At 62.3% G+C, this 22,324-nt stretch carries 18 protein-coding genes; 14 read left to right on the top strand and 4 right to left on the bottom strand.

What is annotated here, in order from left to right; translation table 11 throughout:
- Window positions 1-22: 22 nt before the first annotated feature.
- Entirely contained in the window at window positions 23-1,825 is a 1,803-nt protein-coding gene (locus ABOC32_RS05380) for an acyl-CoA dehydrogenase (RefSeq protein ID WP_426810336.1), read from the bottom strand.
- A gap of 335 nt (window positions 1,826-2,160) precedes the next feature.
- Window positions 2,161-2,652, bottom strand: a complete 492-nt coding sequence (locus tag ABOC32_RS05385; protein ID WP_426810337.1) for a hypothetical protein — start codon at window positions 2,650-2,652, stop codon at window positions 2,161-2,163.
- A gap of 382 nt (window positions 2,653-3,034) precedes the next feature.
- On the opposite strand from ABOC32_RS05385, the gene ABOC32_RS05390 reads away from it, so the two are divergent.
- The 3 genes from ABOC32_RS05390 (at window position 3,035) to ABOC32_RS05400 (ending at window position 4,857) form a co-directional block, all read left to right on the top strand.
- Window positions 3,035-3,595: a hypothetical protein gene (locus ABOC32_RS05390; protein WP_426810338.1), complete on the top strand. Its 561-nt coding sequence runs from the start codon at window positions 3,035-3,037 to the stop codon at window positions 3,593-3,595.
- A 600-nt stretch (window positions 3,596-4,195) separates the two neighbouring features.
- Window positions 4,196-4,438 carry a hypothetical protein gene (locus ABOC32_RS05395; RefSeq protein ID WP_426810339.1) on the top strand — a complete coding sequence of 81 codons (243 nt, stop codon included), beginning with the start codon at window positions 4,196-4,198 and terminating at the stop codon, window positions 4,436-4,438.
- 155 nt (window positions 4,439-4,593) lie between these two features.
- On the top strand, window positions 4,594-4,857 hold the full coding sequence (locus tag ABOC32_RS05400) for a DUF3077 domain-containing protein (protein ID WP_043198192.1): 264 nt from the start codon (window positions 4,594-4,596) through the stop codon (window positions 4,855-4,857).
- A gap of 402 nt (window positions 4,858-5,259) precedes the next feature.
- Here ABOC32_RS05400 and putA read toward each other — a convergent pair whose 3' ends face one another.
- Window positions 5,260-9,213 (bottom strand): trifunctional transcriptional regulator/proline dehydrogenase/L-glutamate gamma-semialdehyde dehydrogenase, encoded by a 3,954-nt coding sequence (putA, locus tag ABOC32_RS05405; RefSeq protein ID WP_426810340.1) that lies wholly within the window; start codon window positions 9,211-9,213, stop codon window positions 5,260-5,262.
- Between the two features lie 68 nt (window positions 9,214-9,281).
- On the opposite strand from putA, the gene ABOC32_RS05410 reads away from it, so the two are divergent.
- The 10 genes from ABOC32_RS05410 to ABOC32_RS05455 all read left to right on the top strand — a co-directional run bounded on the left by ABOC32_RS05410 (window position 9,282) and on the right by ABOC32_RS05455 (window position 20,431).
- Entirely contained in the window at window positions 9,282-9,464 is a 183-nt protein-coding gene (locus ABOC32_RS05410) for a hypothetical protein (protein WP_426810341.1), read from the top strand.
- A 106-nt stretch (window positions 9,465-9,570) separates the two neighbouring features.
- Entirely contained in the window at window positions 9,571-11,049 is a 1,479-nt protein-coding gene (gene putP / locus ABOC32_RS05415) for a sodium/proline symporter PutP (RefSeq protein ID WP_426810342.1), read from the top strand.
- Window positions 11,050-11,234: 185 nt separating this feature from the next.
- Entirely contained in the window at window positions 11,235-12,071 is an 837-nt protein-coding gene (locus ABOC32_RS05420; RefSeq protein WP_016501929.1) for a 23S rRNA (adenine(2030)-N(6))-methyltransferase RlmJ, read from the top strand.
- 220 nt (window positions 12,072-12,291) lie between these two features.
- Entirely contained in the window at window positions 12,292-14,049 is a 1,758-nt protein-coding gene (locus ABOC32_RS05425; protein WP_264360982.1) for a carbamoyltransferase family protein, read from the top strand.
- Window positions 14,033-15,163, top strand: a complete 1,131-nt coding sequence (locus tag ABOC32_RS05430) for a glycosyltransferase (RefSeq protein WP_426810343.1) — start codon at window positions 14,033-14,035, stop codon at window positions 15,161-15,163. Before ABOC32_RS05425 ends, ABOC32_RS05430 begins: the two co-directional genes overlap by 17 nt.
- Window positions 15,163-16,059, top strand: coding sequence for an antimicrobial resistance protein Mig-14 (locus tag ABOC32_RS05435; protein ID WP_426810344.1), 897 nt, complete (start codon window positions 15,163-15,165; stop codon window positions 16,057-16,059). The genes ABOC32_RS05430 and ABOC32_RS05435 overlap by 1 nt, the downstream gene beginning before the upstream one ends.
- The gene (locus ABOC32_RS05440; RefSeq protein ID WP_426810345.1) at window positions 16,056-17,459 is read left to right on the top strand and encodes a PIG-L deacetylase family protein; all 1,404 of its coding nucleotides are present in this window, start codon (window positions 16,056-16,058) and stop codon (window positions 17,457-17,459) included. Before ABOC32_RS05435 ends, ABOC32_RS05440 begins: the two co-directional genes overlap by 4 nt.
- Before the next feature lie 48 nt (window positions 17,460-17,507).
- Window positions 17,508-18,464, top strand: coding sequence for a glycosyltransferase family protein (locus ABOC32_RS05445; protein ID WP_426810346.1), 957 nt, complete (start codon window positions 17,508-17,510; stop codon window positions 18,462-18,464).
- Between the two features lie 64 nt (window positions 18,465-18,528).
- Window positions 18,529-19,302, top strand: coding sequence for a glycosyltransferase family 2 protein (locus tag ABOC32_RS05450; RefSeq protein ID WP_426810347.1), 774 nt, complete (start codon window positions 18,529-18,531; stop codon window positions 19,300-19,302).
- 37 nt (window positions 19,303-19,339) lie between these two features.
- Entirely contained in the window at window positions 19,340-20,431 is a 1,092-nt protein-coding gene (locus ABOC32_RS05455) for a glycosyltransferase (RefSeq protein ID WP_426810348.1), read from the top strand.
- A 3-nt stretch (window positions 20,432-20,434) separates the two neighbouring features.
- Here the strand turns inward: ABOC32_RS05455 and ABOC32_RS05460 are convergent, their stop codons facing one another.
- The gene (locus ABOC32_RS05460; RefSeq protein ID WP_426810349.1) at window positions 20,435-21,040 is read right to left on the bottom strand and encodes a toluene tolerance protein; all 606 of its coding nucleotides are present in this window, start codon (window positions 21,038-21,040) and stop codon (window positions 20,435-20,437) included.
- Window positions 21,041-21,141: 101 nt separating this feature from the next.
- Between ABOC32_RS05460 and ABOC32_RS05465 the strand changes: the two genes are divergently transcribed.
- On the top strand, window positions 21,142-22,317 hold the full coding sequence (locus ABOC32_RS05465; RefSeq protein WP_426810350.1) for an O-antigen ligase family protein: 1,176 nt from the start codon (window positions 21,142-21,144) through the stop codon (window positions 22,315-22,317).
- Window positions 22,318-22,324 lie beyond the last annotated feature (7 nt).

Consider the following 22,324-nt stretch of genomic DNA (forward strand, 5'->3'; position numbering starts at 1 on the left):
CCGTGTACACGGTGGCTCCCCCTTAGAACCACTCGTCCTGCATGGTGAGGCAAGTGTTGTCGCGCGCCTCTAGCAATGCCAGCTCATTATGGCAGCCCGGTACTTCCCAGGTCAGGAAATAACGCGCGGCCTGCAACTTGCCGAGGTAGAAGTCGCGGTCGGCGGGGTTGCCCTTGAGTAGGCCAAGCTCGGCGTGAATCGCCTGCTCCAGCCAGCGCCAGCCGATCACGCAGTGGCCGAAGGCCTTGAGGTACAGGGCCGAGTTGGCCAAGGCGCCAGCGACCTTACCCTGGGCCAGGTCGCCGAGCAGGGCCAAGGTGACACTTTGCAGGCGGTTGACCATTTGTTCCAGCGGCTGGCGCAGAGGATCAAGGTTTGGGTGATGGCTGGCACGTTCGCCGGTGCCCGCGATCAGGCGAATCAGCTGCTTGAGCCCGGCCCCGTTGTTTTGTGCCAGCTTGCGCCCGAGCAAGTCGAGCGACTGGATGCCCTCGGTACCCTCGTGAATCGGGTTCAGGCGGTTATCGCGGTAGTACTGTTCCACCGGGTATTCGCGGGTATAGCCGTGGCCACCGAGAATCTGGATCGCCAGTTCGTTGGCCTTGAGGCAGAACGTCGAGGGCCACGACTTGACGATCGGGGTCAGCAGGTCGAGCAGCGCCTGCGCTTGTGTGCGGGACGTTTCGTCATCGGCGGTGTGGGTATCGTCGAACAGGCGCGCGGCGTACAGGCCCAGGTCGAAGGCGCCTTCCACGTAAGCCTTCTGTGCCAGCAGCATACGTTTCACATCGGTGTGCGCGATGATCGGTACTGCCGGGCTGAGCGGGTCCTTGCTGTCCGGCAGCCGGCCTTGTGGCCGTTGGCGGGCATATTCCAGCGAATACAGGTAGCCGGCGTAACCCAGCATCACTGCGCCCATGCCAACGCCGATGCGTGCCTCGTTCATCATCTGGAACATGCAGGCCAGGCCCTGATGCGGCTGGCCGACCAGGTAACCGACGCACTGGCCGTTGTCGCCGAAGTTCAGCGCGGTGGAGGTGGTCCCGCGCCAGCCCATCTTGTGGAACAGCCCGGCCAGCAGCACGTCATTGCGCGGGCCACGGCTGCCGTCCGGGTTCACCAGGTATTTCGGCACGATGAACAGCGAGATGCCCTTCACCCCAGGCGGTGCGTCCGGCAGCTTGGCCAGCACCATGTGCACGATGTTTTCCGACAGTTGGTGGTCGCCACCGGAGATGAAGATCTTGTTGCCCTTGAGCCGGTAGCTGCCGTCGCCCGCAGGTTCGGCACGGGTGCGGATGTCGGCCAGAGACGAGCCGGCGTGGGGCTCGGTCAGCGCCATGGTGCCGAAGTAGCGGCCCTCGATCATTGGCTGCAGGAACAGACGCTTCTGTTCCTCTGTGCCGAAACTCTCGATCAGGTTGGCCGCGCCCATGGTCAGGAACGGGTAGGCCGTGGTGCCGGCGTTGGCAGCCTGGAAGTGGGCGAAACAGGCCTGCGAGACCAGGCTGGGCAGCTGCATGCCACCGACCTCGAAGTCCCGGTTGGCGTTGAGGAAGCCGGCTTCGAGGAAGGCGTCGACGGCAGGCTTCACTTCGGGGATCAGCTCTGCGCGGCCGTCTACATAGCGCGGCTCGTTCTCGTCGGCCTTGCGGTTGTGCGGGGCGAAGTACTTTTCGGCGATGGTGCGGGCGGTAGTGAGGGCCGCGTCGAAGGTTTCACGGCTGTGCTCGGCGAAGCGCGGGCGTTGGGTGAGGGCTTCGGCGTCGAGTACTTCGTAGAGCTCGAAGGCCAGGTTGCGGGGGCTGAGCAGGGTCTCGGGCATGAGGGCGGTCCTGAGGCGGGATGCTGCGAGTGTAGGTATCACCAGGTGGAGGCGACTACCATGATTGATCCAGTTGATAGTGCGGAACAGACAGAAACATTTTTGAGTGTTCATCCCTTTGACGCCCAGTCTCCGCTTGGATAGCATTGCGATGTTGCTACAGACCGGAACCCTGAATCAGGGGGTAGCGATGCCGGGAATCAGCTGATACTGATTTCCCCCAGCCAGTGAGCGGGATTTGAAAGGCCAGGCCGATATTCTGATTTAGCAAAAGGCCCCGAAACAAACGTTTCGGGGCCTTTTGTTTGTGGGGTTTTTAGAAGTTTGATAGGCCGTTAAATTATCAATCCCTCATTGCGCTTTTCTAATACATAACGAACATTAAGAAGTTGGCCTTTAGGCATGCTCGCTCGCCCCCATGGATCTACCTCATAAGCTGATATTATATTAATCTTGAGGTTGTCTTTTGTATTTGTCAATTTACGTACTTCGAAAAATATCGCGTAATCAAAAGTGTCCAGGCAAAAGTAACGGCGATTATTTTTGCCAGCGAAATGGGCTCTGACTTTGGCGTCGATGAATCGCCGAGCAATGAATTCTGGCAGCTGTTTTGAGCACTCATAGCGTCTCTGGCTGAAATTGCGCTTCTCTTTTGATCGAGGGTGGGTGAGTAGCGGGCCTTCGTCCTTGTTGTCGGTGAAGCAGTGGAATCCGAATATGAAGTCCACGCTTATGACACGTGAGACAGTGTTGAATGAATGGGTAGCAGGCCTCAAGTGTGCCATGCAATGTTCTTTGCCGTTGATGATTAAGTTCTTCCAGCGCATGACAACCACCCTTTGAGAGTGGTTATGAAAATATGCGCAGCGCTGAAGGTCAACGATTGGCCCGCTCAATATTGTAGCGGAATGTCAATAGGAAATTTCTTACTTGCCGCAGTGGAATCTATTATAGATATTTTTGTGAGTATGCTTTAGAGACCACTTTCGGTCGTGCCATGCGTGGACTGCTGAAGGCTGTAATGTGTGGGGCAGAGACCTCCGATCCCGCCGTGCGCGCGCGGCCACACACGACGATACAAAAAGCGCCAGTTTATCTTACAAACTGGAGCGATGTTTCCCACGCAGTCCACTGGCGCCGGACTGCTGCGGATGGAGTACCCCATGGCTTTGAATGCGCGTTCGCGTATTCAAAGGGGAAACATTTCATATGAGTGATTTCGCAAATGGCGTCACGGCTGATAATCAAGCTGAACAACCGCCTTTCTTCGTGGTTTCACCGGGCAAGGTGGCTGTCATGGGGTTCTTTACCTTTGGCATGTACTGGCTTTATTGCTTTTATCAAAACTGGAAACTGCACAAAACCAGAACCGGTGAGGAGGTTAGCCCTTTCTGGCGTTGCTTTTTCGCTTTTCTCTTCATCTACCCACTGTTGAGGCGGGTGAACGACTGTATTCGTGAGTCGGGAAAGTCCAGTGAGTGGTCCATTCTCGGGTTAACGCTTGCGCAATACGCTTTGGCCGTGACCGGAGTCGCCGTCAACGCGATGCTCGAAGGGCGACCGGCAGCTGTCCTGTTGGCGTCGTTTGTGTGTCAGGCAGCGTGGATAATGCTCTTTATCGCGATGCAGAACGGCATCAACCTCAGTGCGGGGGATGTGTCGGGGCAATCCAACAACCGCCTGACGCTGGCCAACTGGTTGTGGATGCTGCCCGGTATTGGGCTTCAGTTGATGATGGTGTTCGCTCTGGTTGTAATTGCAATAGCTTGATGCCTGTCAGTGGGGCCACTTGTTGTCCCGCATTTGTTTCGGGCCAGTCCATCCAGTGAGGCCACCGCTGTCCGCCTTGTGTGTTCCATGCGATATCGAAGGGGGCGCAGTCGCTCTTTATCGATCTCCAGCAATGCACCCAGGGTGCGCGCGCCATAGGCACAGGAGAGACTGGCCCGAAACAGATGTAGGAGCGGCCTTGCGTCGCGATGCGCCGCGCGGGCGGCGCTCGATCTCACAGGCGCTGCAAAGGGTGAGTCGAACACCTTCCAGCCTCACCGCATTCCGGCCGGTTTCGGCAGAAATTTAAGGTTTTCACCTATTCCATGTAGTCCATTTCCCAAACATACTCCCAACCCCCTTCAGCCATTGCGGTGCTCTGGATCGGGCCCTAGTCTCGGGTGGTCGCTGCCAAATCAGTGACCGGCTTTGACAGGCCGTCCAGAAAATTCTCATGGCCTTCGTCTTTATGGCGGCTGTGTATGGGGCACTTCGTGTGCGCCGGGTTTTTGGTTTTTTCTGCCGGTCTGTCAACCCATGCACAGCTGCCACCCTCTTGTTTGACAGCAGATGGTGGTGGTCCTTACCGAGAAAAATCCAATGCTGAAGATAGTCCCCGATCCACCCTATAACGCCCATTCCCTTGAAGACACCCTGATCCAGGCCACGGACTACGCGTTATGCGCAGCCACCGTGGTGCATCAGGCGTTGCTGCTTCAGCCCAGATCACCGGCTTCGATCCTGATGATGACCTCCATGCATGAACTGGAGGCGCTGCGGGCTTTGCTTGAGTCGGCATTGGTTCAGGTGCAGATGCCCGTAGGGCCCAGGACTTCACACTAAGGCTGATTAATGTGTTGCCAGGGCCGGCCCTTTCGCGGGCATGCCCGCTCCCACAGGGTCACCACAGCCTTCAAGGCTTGCACAGTGCCTGTGGGAGCGGGCGAGCCCGCGAAAGGGCCGGGCCTGGCAGCCGAGAAACTTCAGGGGATTGAACAATGACAACAGAAGACACCCAGTTCACCGTCGGCAAGACCGCTTTCTACCAAGGCGAAAACGGCACCCATCCACTGTTCCGAATCGAGCCCGGCATTCCGTGCAGGGATGCCCGCGAGCAGTCATCGGAATTGATGGGCTATGTACGCGAACTGACCATCACCGGGCTGATGGACGAGAAACCGATGATGATATGGGCTGCGCATTACCTGAGTGCCATGGCCAAGGCGCTGATGGATGATGCCGAGTTGGGCATGAAGCAGTGAGTGGCCGCCTTCGGATCGCATGAAGGCTGACAGGTGTTCGCCACAACAAATTCTGCGCCTGTGAGATCGAGCGCCGCCCGCGCGGCGCATCGCGAGCTGCGCTCGCTCCTACGTTTGTTTCGGGCCAGTTGTTCCTGTGAGATTTGCGCGCGAACGCCCTGGTGCATGACACGATTCCGCGTCGTATAAACCAGGCGGTCGCGCGCCGCTGGCACAGGCATGATTGGCCCGAAACAAACGTAGGAGCGAGCGCAGTTCGCGATGCGCCGCGCGGGCGGCGCTCGGTCTTGCAGGCGCAGAAAATGCTGTGGCGAGCACCTGTCAGCCCAACCCTATCTCAAGACAACCGCTCATAAAAAAAGGAGAGCCGAAGCCCTCCCTTTCTCTCAACAACCCTCAGCCTCAGCCAATGGTCATCAAGCTGGCATTACCCCCCGCCGCCGCAGTGTTCACACTCACCGCCCGCTCAATCACCAACCGCTCCAGCGCAATCTGGTGATCCCCGCTGGACAGCCCGTGCACACCGACGATCGCCCCGGCGCGCTTGGCCACCTGCTGGCACACGCCGCGCAGCTGGTCCGAGTCGCCATGGTGGATCACGGCGTCGAACGCCACGTCATCCTTGTTCCAGTCTGCCACCAGCTTGACCTTGGCCTGCAGTTCACGCGGCAGGCGGGCACGCAGGGCCTTGCCCGGTTCGCTGTCAGCCCACACCGCCGAGCTACCAACGGCCAGTACCGCAGCCAGTTGCGCCAGCAGGTCGGCTTCGTTGTCCGCCAGGCACAGCACGTGCTCGCGCGGCAGGATGGTGTAGCTGTTGCGCTCGCCGGTCGGGCCTGGCAGCAGGCGGGCGATGCCGCTTTGCGACTGGCTGGCGAACTGGTCGCACAGCGCAGCCAGGTCGGCCAGCTGGTTGCTCTCGGCCCAGGCCTTCAGGCCGTGCAGCGGCTTGACCAGCTGTTCGTGCAGGGTACGGTCCGGCTTGCCTTCGCCATCCTGCTGCTGGAAGTGGCGGCCAATTGCGTCGGCCGGGCGGGTCGACAGCAGGCGGTACAGGTACAGCGGGCCACCGGCTTTCGGGCCGGTGCCAGACAGGCCTTCACCACCGAACGGCTGCACGCCCACCACCGCACCGACGATGTTGCGGTTGACGTACATGTTGCCGGCGTTGGCGTTTTCCACCACCTTGGCGATGGTCTCGTCGATGCGGGTATGCACCCCGAGGGTCAGGCCGTAGCCGGAGGCGTTGATCTGCTCGATCAGCTGGTCCAGGTTGCGGCGGTTGTAGCGCACCACGTGCAGCACCGGGCCGAAGATTTCGCGCTTCAGTTCGTCGAAGCTGTCCAGCTCGATCAGGGTCGGCATCACGAAGGTGCCGCGTTTGACCTCGGCAGCATCGGCAATGGCCACCTGATAGACCGAACGGCCTTTCTCACGCATGCCCTGGATGTGCTTCTCGATGCCAGCCTTGGCTTCGGCGTCGATCACCGGGCCAATGTCCACGGCCAGGCGGTCCGGGCAACCCAGGCGGCTTTCGGCCATGGCGCCCTTGAGCATTTCGATCACGCGGTCGGCGGAGTCTTCCTGCAGGCACAGCACGCGCAGGGCCGAGCAACGTTGGCCGGCGCTGTCGAAGGCCGAAGACACCACGTCGATCACCACCTGCTCGGTCAGTGCCGAGGAGTCGACGATCATGGCGTTCTGGCCGCCGGTTTCAGCGATCAGCGGGATCGGGCGGCCCTGATTGTCCAGGCGGCCGGCGACGTTGCGCTGCAGCAGGCGGGCGACTTCGGTGGAACCGGTGAACATCACGCCTTTGACGCGCTCGTCACCGACCAGGCCGGCACCGACGGTTTCGCCGCGGCCTGGCAGCAGTTGCAGCACGCCCTCGGGGATGCCGGCTTCCAGCAGCAGGCGCACGGCCTGGGCGGCGATCAGCGGGGTTTGCTCGGCGGGCTTGGCCAGCACCGGGTTGCCGGCGGCAAGGGCCGCAGCCACCTGGCCGGTGAAGATTGCCAGCGGGAAGTTCCACGGGCTGATGCACACCACAGGGCCCAGTGGGCGGTGGGCGTCGTTGCTGAAGTCGTTGCGTGCCTGCACTGCGTAGTAGCGCAGGAAGTCCACGGCTTCACGCACTTCGGCGATGGCGTTGGCGAAGGTCTTGCCGGCTTCGCGGATGAGCAAGCCCATCAGCGGCTGGATTTCGGCCTCCATCAGGTCGGCGGTGCGTTCCAGAATGGCGGCACGCTCGGCGGGCGGGGTGGCCTGCCAGATCGGTGCGGCGTTCAGTGCGCACTGGATGGCGTTGTCGACGTCGGCAACGGTGGCTTCCTGCACGTGGCCGACCACGTCGCGGTGGTCTGCCGGGTTCAGCACCGGCGCGGCAGCGCTTTCGCTGGCGGCGCAGGCCAGCAGCGGGGCGGCCTTCCAGTCGTTGTGGGCGGTGGCCAGCATGGCGCAGGACAGCGACGCCAGGCGGTGTTCGTTGGCCATGTCGATGCCGGCCGAGTTGGCCCGCTCGCTGCCATACAGGTCACGCGGCAGCGGGATGCGCGGGTGCGGCAGGCCGATGTTGCCTTCCTGGGTACCCATGCGCTCGATGCTGGCGACCGGGTCGGCGACCAGTTCCTGAATGGAGATCGAGTGGTCGGCGATGCGGTTGACGAACGAGGTGTTGGCGCCGTTTTCCAGCAGGCGACGCACCAGATAGGCCAGCAGCGTTTCGTGGGTGCCGACCGGTGCATAGACGCGGCACGGGCGGTTCAGCTTGCCATCGGCAATCTTGCCGACCACTTGCTCGTACAGCGGCTCGCCCATGCCGTGCAGGCACTGGAACTCGTACTGGCCCGGGTAATAGTTCTGCCCGGCAATGTGGTAGATGGCCGACAGGGTGTGGGCGTTGTGGGTGGCGAACTGCGGGTAGATGGCTTCTGGCACGGCCAGCAGCTTGCGGGCGCAGGCGACGTAAGACACATCGGTGTACACCTTGCGGGTGTAGACCGGGTAGCCTTCCAGGCCTTCGACCTGGGCGCGCTTGATCTCGCTGTCCCAGTAGGCACCTTTTACCAGGCGGATCATCAGGCGGTGGCGGCTGCGCTTGGCCAGGTCGATGACATAGTCGATCACGTACGGGCAGCGCTTCTGGTAGGCCTGGATGACAAAGCCGATACCGTTCCAGCCCGCCAGCGACGGCTCGAAGCACAGGCGCTCGAGCAGGTCGAGCGACAGCTCCAGGCGGTCGGCTTCTTCAGCGTCGATGTTCAGGCCGATGTCGTACTGCTTGGCCAGCAGGGTCAGCGACAGCAGGCGCGGGTACAGCTCTTCCATCACGCGCTCGTACTGGGCGCGGCTGTAGCGCGGGTGCAGCGCCGACAGCTTGATCGAGATGCCCGGGCCTTCATAGATGCCGCGGCCATGGGAGGCCTTGCCAATCGAGTGGATGGCCTGCTCGTAGGACGCCAGGTACTTCTGCGCGTCATGCTCGGTCAGTGCGGCTTCGCCGAGCATGTCGTAGGAATAGCGGAAACCCTTGGCCTCGAAACGGCTGGCATTGGCCAAGGCTTCGGCGATGGTCTCGCCGGTGACGAACTGCTCGCCCATCAGGCGCATGGCCATGTCGACGCCCTTGCGGATCATCGGCTCGCCGCTCTTGCCGATGATGCGGGTGAGCGAGGAGGTGAGGCCGGATTCGTTGTGGGTGCTGACCAGCTTGCCGGTCAGCAGCAGGCCCCAGGTGGCGGCGTTGACGAACAGCGACGGGCTGTTGCCCAGGTGCGGCTGCCAGTTGCCGGTGCTGATCTTGTCGCGGATCAGCGCGTCACGGGTGCCCTTGTCGGGGATGCGCAGCAGCGCTTCGGCCAGGCACATCAGCGCCACGCCTTCCTGGGACGACAGCGAGAACTCCTGCAGCAGGCCCTGGACGATGCCGGCACGGCCGCCAGCGCTCTTCTGGTTGCGCAGTTTTTCGGCGATGCCGGCGGCCAGCTTGTTGGTGGCTTCGGCCAGCGGGGCGCTCAGGCGCGCCTGCTCCAGCAGCATTGGCACCACTTCCTGCTCGGGGCGGCGGTAGGCGGCGGTGATCGCCGAGCGCAGTACCGACTGCGGCAGGATGCTTTCGGCAAATTCGAGGAAGCACTGGTGGCTGTGGTCGGCCTGAACATCACCGGCGTCATCAGCCAGGCTGGTGGCGTGGCCGTTGAGTTCGGTCAGGGTGGCACCACCCTCGAGCTTCTCCAGGTAGTTGAAGATCGCTTGCTTGATCAACCAGTGGGGCGTGCGGTCAATCGACTGCGCAGCTGCCTTGAGTCGCTCACGGGTCGGGTCATCGAGTTTGACCCCAAGGGTGGTCGTCGCCATTTCTTATCCTCGTTATTGCCACGGCTGTGGCCTAAGCTGGCGCCAAGAGTAGCTGTAGGACAATTCGGGTGCAACCAGGTGCAACCCGAATTTTTTGTGTAAAAGGTGCAACTCGTCTGACAGACATTTCCACACCCTTAAAAGGGGCGTTTGCGGTGCGTTTTATTCTGAAAAACCGGGTTGATGCGCCAAAAAGGAGCAAAAAAGCGGCTTTTACAAAAAATGCTCAAGCGGGTGCAACTTGCAAATGAAAAATGGTTGCACCTGCTTTACGTTGTTGCATAGGATTCGCGGCCTGGGTGCAACCGCCATGGCTGCGGTTGTGCATGAGATAAAAACAAACGCCAGGGCACACGCATGGGCAATCCACTAACGATCACTTTCGTGATCTACATCGCGGCAATGGTGCTGATCGGCTTCGCCGCCTATCGCTCCACCAACAACCTTTCCGATTACATTCTGGGCGGTCGCAGCCTGGGTAGCGTGGTTACCGCGCTGTCTGCCGGCGCATCCGACATGAGTGGCTGGCTGCTGATGGGCCTGCCGGGCGCCATCTACTTCTCTGGCCTGTCCGAGGCCTGGATCGCCATCGGCCTGACCGTTGGTGCCTACCTGAACTGGCTGTTCGTGGCCGGCCGGCTGCGCGTACAAACCGAGCACAACGGTGATGCACTGACCCTGCCGGACTACTTCTCCAGCCGTTTCGAAGACCACAGCGGCCTGCTGCGTATCATTTCGGCCATCGTCATCCTGGTGTTCTTCACCATCTACTGCGCTTCTGGCATCGTTGCCGGTGCCCGTCTGTTCGAGAGCACCTTCGGCATGCCGTACGAGACTGCCCTGTGGGCTGGCGCCGCGGCTACCATCGCCTACACCTTCGTCGGTGGCTTCCTGGCGGTGAGCTGGACCGATACGGTGCAGGCTTCGCTGATGATCTTCGCGCTGATCCTGACGCCGGTGATCGTGCTGATCTCCACCGGCGGCTTCGACACCACCTTTGCTGCCATCGAAGCGGTTAACCCGGCGAACTTCGACATGTTCAAGGGCGCTACCTTCATCGGCATCATCTCGCTGATGGGCTGGGGCCTGGGCTACTTCGGCCAGCCGCACATCCTGGCGCGCTTCATGGCTGCCGATTCGGTGAAATCCATCGCCAACGCCCGCCGCATCTCCATGACCTGGATGATCCTGTGCCTGGCCGGTACCTGCGCCGTGGGCTTCTTCGGCATCGCCTACTTCTCGGCAAACCCTGACCTGGCAGGCCCGGTCACCGAGAACCATGAGCGTATCTTCATCGAGCTGGCCAAGATCCTGTTCAACCCATGGATCGCCGGTGTGCTGCTGTCGGCCATTCTGGCGGCGGTAATGAGCACCCTGAGCTGCCAGCTGCTGGTGTGCTCCAGCGCACTGACTGAAGACTTCTACAAGGCCTTCCTGCGCAAGAACGCTTCGCAGGTCGAGCTGGTGTGGGTCGGCCGCCTGATGGTGCTGGCCGTGGCCCTGATTGCCATCGCCATGGCTGCCAACCCGGAAAACCGCGTACTGGGCCTGGTGGCCTACGCCTGGGCCGGCTTCGGTGCTGCCTTTGGTCCGGTGGTGCTGATTTCGGTGCTGTGGAAAGGCATGACCCGTAACGGCGCGCTGGCCGGTATCGTGGTCGGTGCACTGACCGTGATCGTGTGGAAGCAGATCGATACCTGGGGCCTGTACGAAATCATCCCGGGCTTCCTGCTGGCGAGCATCGCCATCGTGCTGGTGAGCAAGCTGGGCAGCCCGTCGCAGGCGATGGTGCAGCGCTTCGAAACTGCCGATGCGGCGTATCACGCTGACAAGTAATACCCGTTGAATCGGCGGCGCCTGCTTCGCGGGCTTGCCCGCTCCCACAGGAACTCCACGGCCTTCAAAAGCTGTGCAGCCCCTGTGGGAGCGGGCTCACTCGCGAAGCAGGCGCCGCCGATCAGCAGCCAGGCCTGACTCCGCCTGCAAGGCAAGGTAAACTTGCCGCCTTCGCAGGAGTTGCCATGAACTATCGTCACGCCTTCCACGCCGGCAACCACGCCGACGTCCTCAAACACATCGTGCTCACCCGCCTCATCGCCTTGATGTCGCGCAAGGAGCAGCCGTTCGCCTACATCGATACCCACGCAGGGCTCGGCCTGTACGACCTGCAAGGCGACCAGGCAACCCGCACCGGCGAGTACCTGGAAGGCGTCGCCCGCCTGTGGGGCCGTGATGATGTGCCGGCCATGGCTGCCGATTACCTGCGCGTGATCAAGCGCCTGAACGCCGACGGTGAGCTGCGTTACTACCCCGGTTCGCCTGAGCTGGCTCGCCGCCTGATGCGCCAGCAAGATCGCGCGTTGCTCAACGAGAAGCACCCTGAAGACGGGCCGCTGCTCAAAGAAAACATGAAAAAAGACCCGCGTGTGGTCGTGCACTTGGGCGAAGGGTGGCATGTGCCGCGGGCCTTGCTGCCAGTGCAGGAAAAGCGCGCGATCATGCTGATCGACCCGCCGTTCGAGCAGGCCGATGAGCTCAAGCGCTGCACCAATTCCATGAAAGAGGCGATCAGCCGCATGCGCCAGACCGTCGCGGCCATCTGGTACCCGATCAAGGACCAGCGCTCGCTGACGCGTTACTACCAGGACCTGACCAGTACCGGCGCGCCGAAGCTGCTGCGGGTCGAGCTGTATGTGCACCACCAGGACAGCCCGCAGGGTCTCAATGGCTCGGGCCTGGCCATCGCCAACCCGCCGTGGGGCCTGGAAGAAGAGCTCAAGGAGCTGCTGCCGTGGCTGGCCAAGGAACTGGCGCAGACGGACGGTAGCTACCGCATGGACTGGCTGATTGCCGAGTAACCAGGTTGTGGCTGTACAGTTTTTGTAGGAGCAGCCTTGTGCTGCGAAGAGGCCGGAACAGGCCATGCATTTGCGTCGCCCTTTAGGCCCTCTTCGCAGCACAAGGCTGCTCCTACAACGACCGCGCAGTCCCTGATGTTTGCGTTATAATCCCGCCCTTTAGCCGCCACCCGCCCAAGAGGCCGCTGGCGCATTTTTACCGAATGAAGAGGCTAATCCCTTGGCATTGACGATTCTTGGCCTGTCCGGCGCCCTTAGCCATGACCCTTCCGCGGCCCTGTACATTGACGGCAAGCTGATTGCCGCCGCCGAAGAAGAGCGCTTCGTGCGTGACAAGCATGCGAAGAACCGCATGCCCTACGAGTCGGCGAAGTTCTGCCTGGAGCAGGCAGGCATCAAGCCGTCCGACGTCGACGTGGTAGCCATCCCGTTCGCCCCGATCAGCCTGTTCGGCAAGGCGCGTTGGCACTATGCCAAGCGTTACTGGTACGCCCCGGATCGCGCCCTCGACGCCATCCTGATGGGCAATCGTCGCTACAAGCGCTACCGCAAGAAGATCGTCTGGTGCCTGGAGCAGCTGGGCTTCGACCCGAAAAAGGTCAAGATCGAGCCGGTCGAGCACCACCTGGCCCACGCCTCCAGCGCCTACCACTGCTCGGGCTTCAAGGAAAAAACCGCCATCCTTGGCATCGACGGTAAAGGCGAATACGCCACCACCTTCTTTGGCTACGGCGAAAACGGCAAGATCCACAAGATCAAGGAATTCTTCGACCCGGACTCCCTGGGCGGCCTGTATGGCGCAATCACCGAGTTCCTCGGCTTCGAGATGCTCGACGGCGAGTTCAAGGTCATGGGCATGGCGCCGTATGGCGACGCCAGCAAGTACGACTTCTCGCGCCTGGCCAGCTTCGAAAACGGCGAACTGGTGATCAACACCGAGTACGCCAACGTCATCGGCCTGCGCCGCTATAAAGAGAAGGGCAAGGGCTTCTACTTCTCGCCGAAGCTGATCGAATGGCTGGGCCCGAAGCGCGAAGGCGATATCGCCGACGAGCCTTACATTCATTACGCGGCCAGCATGCAGGCGCTGTTCGAGAAGCTGGCGCTGCAGATGATCGACCACTACCTGGGCGACACCCTGCGTGAAACCGGCAAGCTGGCCTTCGCCGGCGGCTGTGCGCTGAACGTCAAGCTCAACCAGAAGATCATCGCCCGCCCGGACGTGAAAGAGCTGTTCGTCCAGCCGGCCTCCGGCGATGCCGGTACTGCCGTTGGCGCCGCAGCCTATGTGTCCCACGCCCGTGGCGTACCGGTCGAGAAGATGGAACACGTCTACCTCGGCCCGTCGTACTCCAACGAAGACGTGATCGCCGCCTGCGCCCGCCACCCGAACCAGCCGAAGTGGCGCAAGCTCGATAACATGCCGCAGCAGATCGCCCAGATCATGGTCGATGGCAACCCGGTGGCCTGGTTCCAGGGCCGCATGGAGTTCGGCCCGCGTGCCCTGGGTGGCCGTTCGATCATCGGCTGCCCGAGCGTCGAAGGGGTGGCTGACCGCATCAACCACCAGATCAAGTTCCGCGAGCGCTGGAGACCTTTCTGCCCGTCGATGCTCGACACCGTCGCCCCACAGATGATCAAGGTCGACCATCCGGCGCCGTTCATGACCTTCACCTTCGAAGTGGCTGAAGAGTGGAAGACCCGCGTACCGGAAGTGGTACACGAGGACGGTACTTCGCGTGCCCAGGTGCTCAAGCGCGAGTACAACCCGCGCTACTACGACATGATGAAGGCGCTGGAAGACCTGACCGGCAACGGCGTGTCGCTGAACACCTCGCTGAACCGCCGTGGTGAACCGATGATCTGCTCGCCGACCGACGCCCTGAACATGTTCTTTGGCTCGGACCTGCAGTACCTGATCATGGAAGACATCCTGGTTGTGAAGGACGGCGCGGCCGCGTATGACCAGCCGCTCTGAACCGCGCATCCTGCAGTTCTGCCATGGCTATGACGGGCCGTTCCTCGACTGCGCCCGTCAGTACGCCAGCCTGTTCCAGGGGCGTGGCTACCAGGTCACCACGGTGTTTCTCACCGGTGCAGCCGACCCGCAGGTAGCGGTCGGCTGCGCGTCGGACGAGGTGCTGTTCCTGGAGTTCAGCTCCAAGGCCGTGCGTGGCCTGAAGCTTGGCGCCATCCGGGCGTTGCGACGCATCGCAGCCGAGCGCAATTTCGCCTTCTGCATCGCCCACCGCTTCAAGCCCATCTACGTGGCCCTGCTGGGTACCGGCCTGCCGGTCATTGGCGTGCACCATGCCTTTGGCGACTATGAGCGCAAAGGCCGTCGGCTGTTCGCCAACCTGTTCAGCAAGCGCCTGAGCCTGCTGGGCGTGTCGGACGCGGTGCGTGACGACATGCGCCGCTGCCTGCCGCAGTGGCCGGCCGAACGCATCCAGACCCTGTACAACCGCATCGACATCGACGCCCTGCAAGCGGCCCTGGTGCCGCGCGCCGAGGCCCGCCAGGCCCTGGGCCTGGATGCGCAGGCGTGGGTCGTCGGCAACGTCGGGCGCCTGCACCCGGACAAGGACCAGGCCACGCTGTTGCGTGGTTTTGCCCAGGCGCTGCCCGGGCTGCCGGCTGGCGCGCGTCTGGCGATCCTCGGCAAGGGCCGGCTGGAGGCCGACCTCAAGGCCCTGGCCGCCGAGTTGGGCATTGCCGGGGAGGTGGATTTCCTGGGCCAGGTGCCGGATGCACGCCGCTACTTCCAGGCCTTTGACGTGTTCGCCCTGAGCTCCGACCATGAGCCGTTCGGCATGGTCCTGCTCGAAGCCATGGTTGCCGGCGTGCCGGTGTTGGCCACGGCCTGCGGCGGGGCGCGCGAAGTGGTTGAAGGCGTGGGTGTGCTGTTCCCGCTGGGCGATGCCGCACAGCTGGCTCAGGGGCTGAAGCATATGGCCACGCTGGACGCTGAACAGCGCCAGGCCTGTGCCGGGCACATGCTGCAACGCCTGCATGAGCGCTTTTCCGATCAAGCGGTACGCGAGGCCTTCTGGCAGCTGCCGCAGGTACGTGCGCTGGTGGGGCAGGCCTGATGCTCAATCGTATCCAGGCCTTCCGCGAGCGCGGTTGGCAAACCATCGACGCCAAGGCCTATGCCGAGGCGTGGGCGCGCTTTGGTGGGAGTGTTGCCACCCACCCGCTGGTGGTCGAGCAACTGGCTGACCTGGCGCAGATCCCGGTGCGTTACCTGGGCTGGTACCAGGCCGGCGAGCTGAAAGCCGCCATCCCGACCTGGGGGCGCCACCTGGCGCTGGCCAAGGACGTGCTCAAGCGTGCCGGCAAAAAAGCCCTGTTCGACCTGGGCAATGCCGAAATCATCCTGCCCGCGGCGGCCGATGCCGCAGCACCTTTGCGCCATACCGCGCGCTACCTGTCCGAACTGAACCAAGGCCGCTTCAGTGGGCTCAAGGCGCAGAAGGAACAGCTGGCGATGGCGCGGGCACACGAAGACCTGTCGAAAAAATTCCGCTACAACCAGCGCCGCGAACTGCGCCTGCTGGAAGAGGCGGGTGGCGTGGTACGCCCGATCAGCGACTTCAGTGCGCAGGAAATCGCCAGCATGTACTGCGACCTGTTCCAGCGCCGCTGGGGCTTCCCGGCCACCGGCGCCGAGCGCATGGCCGAGGTGCTGGAGCGCCTGCGCGAGCTGCTGATCGGCTCGGTGCTGATGCTGGACGGCAAGCCGATTGCCATCCAGTTGGTGTACCGCGTCGAAGCGCCGGAATGGGTCAGCGTCGAGTACATCAATGGCGGTGTAGACCCTGAAACCAAGGCCTTCAGCCCCGGCAGCGTATTGAGCTTCCTCAATACCCAGGCCGCCTGGGAAGATGCCCGGGCGCGCAACAAGCCATTGCGCTTCTCGTTCGGCCGTGCCGACCGCGAATACAAGGACCGTTGGTGCAACCCTGTGCCGGTGTATCAGGCGTGAGCCGCAAGCAGCAGTTGCTCAAGCGCCACCGGCGCAACAAGCGCCTGGGCTTGCTGGCCGGCCTGGTTGCGATGATCGCCCTCGGTGTATTGGCCTGGTGGTGGCTGCCGCTATTGCTGTTGCCGCTGTTCTGGGCCGCCCACGAGGCCTGGTTTGCCGACCACCTGTTCTATGCGCCAGGCGAGGACTACGCCTACGACTTCGGTGACCAGGCGCGGCAGGTTGCTGCCAGCCTGCACGATGGCGTGCTCAAGGCCGACTGCGAGCTACAGGGCGATGAAACCCTTGTGCTTGAGCTGCGGGTAAAAGCCAGCTGGCTCGGGCGGTTCTTCGACCCGCAGGTTGTGCTGGTGGCGGCTGAGCAGGCCGACCGGCAAACCTTCGAGCGTGGCGTCGATGGCGTGCGCTTTCTCAACCTGACCGGCCTGGCTGCGCCGCTGCAAGCCGGCACGTTGCGCCTGCGTGGTCGTCATTGCCGGCTGCTGGGCGAGCCACGCCTGTGGATAACCCCGGCGGTCGAGCTGCAACGGCGCCGGGTGATGGTGATTGCGCCGCATGCCGACGACGCCGAGCTGGCTGCGTATGGCCTTTATAGCCAGGCAGATGAAACCTGGGTAGTGACCCTGACCGCCGGTGAAATCGAGGCCGAGCATTACCAGCAGATGGGCCTGGCCAAGGCCGAGGCCGCGCGCCTGAAGGGTCGCCTGCGCGCCTGGGACAGCATCGCCGTACCGCGCTGGGCCGGTGTGCCGGAGTCGCATTGCGTGCAACTGGGTTACTTCTGCCTGCAACTGCCTGCCATGCAGGCCGCGCCCGACCAGCCGGCCGCCTCCCGCGAAGCCGACCTCGCCGATATCCGCGTGTTCCGCCAGTTCAACCCGTTCCCGCTGCCGGCCGACCGCGATGGCGCTCCAACCTGGCACAACCTGCTGGCCGACCTGCGTGCCCTGCTGGAAATGGCCAAGCCAGAAGTACTGGTGATGCCGCACCCGCAGCTCGACCCGCACCCTGATCACATCTGCGCTCAGGCAGCGGTGCTTGAAGCCTTGCAGGGCCTGGCCTGGCAGCCGCAAACCCTGCTGTGCTATGCCAACCACCTGCATGACAACGACCGCTGGCCCATGGGCGACAGCGGCGATGGCGTGGCCTTGCCTCCGCAGTTGAGTGCTGCGCAGGCCTGGGCACCTTGCAGCCTGGTGCTGAACCTGGCTACCCAGCATGACAAGGCCATGGCCCTGGGCATGATGCACGACCTGCAGCCGCCCTCGCCGTTCAAGCGCCGCCTGCGCCGCTTGCTGCAGCGCTGGCTGGCCGGGCGGCGGCCGTCGCCTTACGGGGAGAACGAGTTCTTCCGCAAGGCCGTGCGCCGACACGAGATGTTCTGGCGGCGCGAGCTGTAAGCACGCCGCATGGTTGACCGCGATGGCGCAGAGCGCCCAAGGAAAGCAATGAAAGTCCTATTTCTGGTGCAGAAGGAACAGCGGGCGATTCTCGACCGCCTGTACGATGGCGTCGCGGCCAACTGCGAGTGCGACCTGCGTTGGCTGACCAGCGAAGACCAGCGCAACCTGCGTCGCTATTTCAAGCGCGAAGTGCAGGCCGAGCGCTATGATCGCATCGTGTTTTTCCTGCGCTTCAAGCAGGAAATCCGCCAGGTGGCCTTCATCCGCACCGTACCCAACCTGGTCATCCTCGAGCACGACGCCTACCAGAACTACATTCCGTGCAAGTACACCGGAAAATTCAGCGCTCATTACCGCCAATTGCCATGGGCGCGGGTGATCAGCTCTGGTTACATGGTCAGCGAGCGCCTGCGCCAGGAAGGTTTTGACGCGGTGTTCGTGCCCAAGGGCTACGACGAGCAACTGCTGACTGACCAGGGGCGTGAGCGCGACATCGAACTGGCCTTCGTCGGCAGTGTCAACAGCGTGGCCTACAGTGGTCGCAAGGCGTTGCTGGGCGAACTGGGGCAGGTCGAGAACCTGCTGGTAACCCGCACCAAGTCGGGTGAAGACTATTGCAACACGCTCAACCGTATTCGTTTCTTCGTCAGCGCCGACGTCGGCATGGGCGAATACATGATCAAGAACTTCGAAGCCATGGCCTGTGGCTGTGTGTTGCTGGCGTACGACCAGGGCGAGGAAGAAAACCGCGCATTGGGCCTGCAGGACATGCACAACGTGGTGTTCTATGACAACATCCCGATCCTTCAGGAAAAGCTCCGCCGTTTGCGGACAGACCCTGAACTGGCCCGGCAGATTGCAGAAAATGGCCGCCATCTGGCGGTTTCCCGTTTCAGTTTCGCCGCAGTTGGACGTAGCATCGTCGACCATATGCGCCCGGCGCTCAGGCCCCACCCGCCGTTGTCTGCGTGGCAGCGGCTGCGCCTGAAGCTGGGCATCTAAATAAGAGCTTTCGCGCCCAGGAGCGGGTGTTGAAAGCCGATAGTCGCAATGCGGAGGGAGTCCGGTGCGCTTTTCAGAAGAGAGTGACGTCACGCTTGTCGTGACCAGTTGTGGGCGGTTCGATCTGCTCAAAGACACCCTTGAGAGTTTCGATCGCTACAACACTGCGCCCGTTCGCGAAGTGTTCATCACCGAAGATTCCGGTGACGATGCCGTGCATGGCGCTGTGCCAGAGCACTGGAAACCGTACTGCAAGGTGTTCGTCAACCGGCCCAAGCTCGGCCAGTTGCCGTCAATCGACCTGGCCTACAGCCACGTGAAGACGCCGTACATCTTCCACTGCGAAGACGACTGGCATTTCTACCGCCAGGGCTTTGTCGAAGACTCGCGGGCCATCCTGGATGTCAGCCCCAACCTGTTGCAGGTATGGCTGCGCAGCCATGCCCATGACCTGGCCGTCCACAGCCCGTACATCCACCTGGGCGATCGCCAGATCATCGCCGGTGTGCCGTGCTACCCGCTGCTGTCCGACAAGGCCGAATGGCAAGCGTTTTCGCTCAACCCTGGCCTGCGTCGATTGAGCGATTACCAGCGCTGTGCGCCATTTGCCGCCTATGCTGGAGAGAAGGCGCTTTCCCGACGCTACGCTGAGTTAAATCTGACAGCGGTCACCTTGGAGGGTGATGCAGTATTGCACACTGGATTTGGCAATCACGTGACCTTGCCCATAGAAGTGGAGCGCAAGGCCAAGCGTCGCCAACGTGATCGGATCAAACTGGCATTGACGCTGGTGACAGGTGCCGTGATCGGCATGGGTATCACCCTTTTTGTTCAATGAAGTCGCTGTCCCACCTGACATGAGCGGGAGAGGGCCCATGAACATCGTCAATATGATGTGGGCGGGCGGAACGCCGTACATGTCCATCCACAAAGTACATCGGCAAGTGCTGTCGCACGCCGGTACCGATGCCCGGATCAGTAACTGGTTGCTGCTGGGTAGCGGGCTGTGCTGTGGGCTCGGTTCGACCCGGGAGTGGCACATGCCGCCGCGTGCGCTGAAAGGGCGACACCTGTGGCGCCTGCTGCGGCCGTGGTTGCGCATGCGTTTGCGCAAGGCGTTGACCGAGGCCAAGGCAGAAATCGTGCTGCTCGACGGTATTGGTGTCGCGCGGCTGGTGCTGCCGCTGCTGCAGAACATTCCCCAGGTGCGGGCCAAGGTGCTGTTCCATGGCAAGACGCGCTTGAACAGCAGCGATATTCGCCTGCTGCGGATGCTCCCGGCCGAGCGGCTGAGCATCGCGGCCGTGTCGCATACCCTGGCAGAATCGCTGGAGCATGACCTGGGCAGGCCAGTGCAAACCTTGCGCATGGCGCTCGATCCGCTGGCGTTCGTTGAGCCGTTGCTGAGCCGGGACCAGGCCAGGCAGGCCCTGCAGTTGCCTCAGGCCGACGGGGTGATGCTGGGCGCGGTAGGGCGGCTGGTAGAGAGCAAAGGCTTCGAAATGCTGATCGAGGCATTCGCCAAGGCCAGTGCACGGCAACCGGGCCTGCAGCTGGCGATCATAGGTGAGGGGCCGCAGCATGCCGTGCTGCAGGCGCGTATCGACGCGCTGGGCCTTGCCGGGCGTGTGCACCTGCGCGGTCACCGCGAAGACCTGCAGCAGCTGTATCGGGCATTCGACTGGCTATTGGTGCCTTCGCGCTCCGAAGGCCTCGGGCTGGTGGTGCAAGAGGCAGTGATGGCCGATGTGCCGGTGGTGTGCAGTGACCTGCAGGTGTTCCGTGAGCAGTTGCGCGATACGGGTGGCTACCTGCCCATTGCCGACGAAGGCGCCTGGGCTGAGGCGATTGAGCGCTGTACGGCACTCGGCGCCTCGGCGGTAGCCGCCAGGCAGCGCCAGGCGCTGGCGCCGGAGCAGGCCTGGCAGGCCTTCTGCAGCGGCTCGCAGAGCCTGTTGCGCAACTGAAGGTCAGCGCGCCAGCAGGGCTGCTTCGAAGGCGGCGAGGGGGAACCTGTCACCCAGGTTCTCCCGCTCGATATAACGCACCATGTGCTGCACATTGCGCCGAATCATGCGTGCCGACAGCGGCGGGCGCAGGAAACGCATGTCGGCCACATCGATCAGGCCGAGTTGCTGGTCAGGCGTGACCACCACATTGCCCAGGTGCAGCGAGCGGAAATACACGCCGCTGCGGTGCAACTGGCGAACCAGCTGGATCAGTTCCGGCAGGTAAGTGTCCCAGCTGAAGCCTTCATCGCGCGACATCTGCAACAAGGTACGCCCGGGTAGCGGGCGGTACAGCACGGCGGTGCGGCCTGGCAGGTCGAGCTTGTGCTGGCTGATCACTTCGAGGGTGGGGATGCCCAGTTGCGCCAGGCGCGCGGCGTTATCGACGAAGCGCTGCGAGTAGGGGCGCAGCAGCGCAGATGAAATCAGCCGCTTCCTGCGAAAAACCTTGAGGAAATTACCATCCGCGAGCAGGTAGACTTTGGCGCCATGGCTGTCTGCCTCAAGCACCTGTGCGCCTTGTGTCAGCTGATCGAAGTCGACCTGGGTGAGCCGGGAGCATTGCATGAATAGAGCCTTGTCGTCTGGCGAGCAAAATGACCGGCAATAATGCCGAAAATAATGCGGTAGCACCATGGATGGTGTCTTTGATTCATCGGGGGAAAAGGATGTTGTATCAAAAAAACTGGACACGGGCCTGGTTAGGCTTGGGTCTGGTCTGGTTCCTGGCGGCGATTGCCTTGGCACCGAGCAACAAGATTTATCAGCAAGGCCTGGTGTTGTTCCTGTGGCTGCCAACGCTGGTGCTGGCGTGGTCTGCCCGCGCGGTACTGGTGCAAGCCTGGAAGCGTCAACCGGCGCTGTGGATAAGTTTGCTGCTGCTGTTGGCCTGGAGTGGCGTGAGCCTGGCCTGGTCGCCCGCAGAGGACTGGGGGCGCGAGATCAAGCGCCTGCTCTACATTCTGGTATTCCTGCTCGCTTTCCCATTGCTGGCGCAGCTGGGCCAGGCGCGGATTCGCCAGTTGCTGCTGCTGGGTAGCGGGCTGCTGGCCATTGCTGCGCTGGTCTCGATCATCAACTTCTATGGGGTACAGGGCAAGTCGCTGCTGACCCGCCTGGCTGGTATCGGCGAGATTTCGCATCCTATTCTGGGCGCCTATGTGGTCGGTTCGGCCGTGCTTTTCATGCTTTATGACCCACCTCGGCAACGTGGTCAGCAGCTGTTGTGGCTGCTGGCACTGGTTTGCCTGGGGGCGTTTGCCATGCTCAGTCAAAGCCGTGGCGCGCTCATGGCACTGGTGCTCACCGTCATCATGGCGCCGCTGTGGTTCCGTGACCGCCACAGCCGGGTGTTTTCCCTCCTGGCAGTCATTGCTACCGGCCTGGCTTTCTATGCGGTGTACGACCTGATCGCGCTGCGCGGCTCATCCTACCGGCCGGAAATTTTCCATGCCGTGGTCGACATGATTGCCGAGCACCCCTGGACCGGCTTGGGCCTGGGCGCTGCCTACAACGTAAGTGCAGTGGGCAGACATTTTGACCACACCCATAACATGTTCACCCACGTTGCCGTGGAGATGGGCCTGCCTGGCATGTTGCTGTGGATCATGGTGTGGTTGTACACCCTGGGTGAAATCATCCGCGCCCGCGCCACCTTGTTCGGCAAGATCCTGCTGGGCTTCTGGGTCTACTCGACCCTGGCCATGCAGTTCGATGCCGCCAGCCTCACCGGTACGCCACGTGCAGAATGGTTCATCAGCTGGCTGCCTGTCGGCCTTGCCATGATGCTGCCATGGGGGCGTGCCGAAAATGACGCCTGTGGTAAAATTTCCGGTTCAACCTGAACAGCGA

The sequence above is a fragment of the Pseudomonas sp. WOUb67 genome (assembly GCF_050058005.1).
In the GTDB taxonomy this organism is placed as follows: domain Bacteria; phylum Pseudomonadota; class Gammaproteobacteria; order Pseudomonadales; family Pseudomonadaceae; genus Aquipseudomonas; species Aquipseudomonas putida_R.